At 75.4% G+C, this 1228-nt stretch carries 1 protein-coding gene and 1 pseudogene; one reads left to right on the top strand and one right to left on the bottom strand.

The genetic code is table 11. From position 1 onward, the window contains the following. Positions 1-336 (top strand): annotated as a pseudogene (locus tag ACFC1T_RS38420) (hypothetical protein); the annotation flags it as partial. A 173-nt stretch (positions 337-509) separates the two neighbouring features. Here the strand turns inward: ACFC1T_RS38420 and ACFC1T_RS38415 are convergent. Then, on the bottom strand, positions 510-821 hold the full coding sequence (locus tag ACFC1T_RS38415) for a hypothetical protein (protein WP_375897457.1): 312 nt from the start codon (positions 819-821) through the stop codon (positions 510-512). Positions 822-1228 lie beyond the last annotated feature (407 nt).

The following is a 1228-nucleotide window of genomic DNA, read 5'->3' as shown; positions in this document are numbered from 1 at the left end:
GTACACCGACTGCTGGACGGGCACGCCGTGGAGCTGCTCGCGGACCGCCCGGTGACGGACCACGTGGAGCGCTACGGCCTGGCCGGCGGCGCCCCCGAGACCTACCGGGAGGTCACCGGCCTGGCCGCGGGCGCGGTGGTCGCCGGTACGCTGCGCCCGCCGGTGGGGCGGCACCTCTTCCTGGACCAGCCGGACGGCTCCGGCCCGCTGCTGCTGGACACCCGACGGCTGACCGGCTGGACGCTCACGCCGGCGGCCGGCCGGGCCTCCGAGGGGCTGGTCCTGGAGGAGCGGGTCCGCCCGCCGGAGCCGGACACCCAGGAGGCGCTGTTCTGAGGGCGAGCGCCTCCTGAGGCAGGATCCTCATCGAGATCCTCATCGACATCGACATCGCCAGGCCCAGCGTGGGTGCGGCGACGTCCCCCGGCTCGCGGGTCAGTCCGGTGGGCTCGTGGCAGGCGTAAGCGCTGTGTCGAAAGCGGTACTTGACGGATGCCCGGAGGAGCTGCTCAGCCCAGCTTGCCGCGTACCCCGCCCGGTCCGGAGCGTGCCCGCCGGGACAGCGGCGGACGGGACGGGCGGACGTCGGCGCGCCCGGCCGGGACCGGCTCGACGGCCTCGGCGGTGCGCCGGGCCAGTGCGGCCCGGGCGGCGGCCAGGGCGACCCGGGCGAGCAGCGGGTCCTCCCGGAGGCCCGCCGTGCGCTTGGACGTCTGACAGGGGGAGCACCAGACCGGTGAGGCCGGCCCGTCCGGATAGACCATGCCCTCCGGCGGCAGGTAGTGCCCACCGCACTCGACGCACTCGAAGACCAACCTCATCCGACGATCACCGTCCCGGATCCGTGGCACCGACCGCAGGGTGACCAGAAGGTGTGAACGCTGGGCACCATGCCTCCTTCCTCGTCCAGTTCGACCGTTGCCTCGGTCTTCTGGGTCCCCCCGGACCCGCCGCAGCCGGAGCAGGACTGAACCTCGGGCATATGCCGTCCTCCCGTAGCGGAGCACCACCGTAGCGCGATTTTCCGCCAGGAAGCACCGCGTGCGGCGTTCCACCACTCGTTCGGGGAGCGCGAACTCCCCTCGCACGCCCCGGAGAACAGCGTCGGGCCCACGCCGGGGCCCCCGAGGGGGGGGCCGACCGTCGGGGGGGGGCCGGGGGGGGTCGGGGGGGGGCGCGGGGAGGCGAGGGGGGGGGGGTCCGCCGCGGGCGGGCCGCCGGGACTACC

The organism is Kitasatospora sp. NPDC056076, assembly GCF_042266305.1.
Lineage (GTDB): Bacteria > Actinomycetota > Actinomycetes > Streptomycetales > Streptomycetaceae > Kitasatospora.
Note: the sequence above shows the minus strand (reverse complement) of the source record. Positions and strands in the feature narration are given on the sequence as shown.

Excerpts from the sequence above, each read along its gene's own strand:
- ACFC1T_RS38415 (WP_375897457.1), bottom strand. The coding sequence starts at position 821 with ATGAGGTTGGTCTTCGAGTGCGTCGAGTGCGGTGGGCACTACCTGCCG.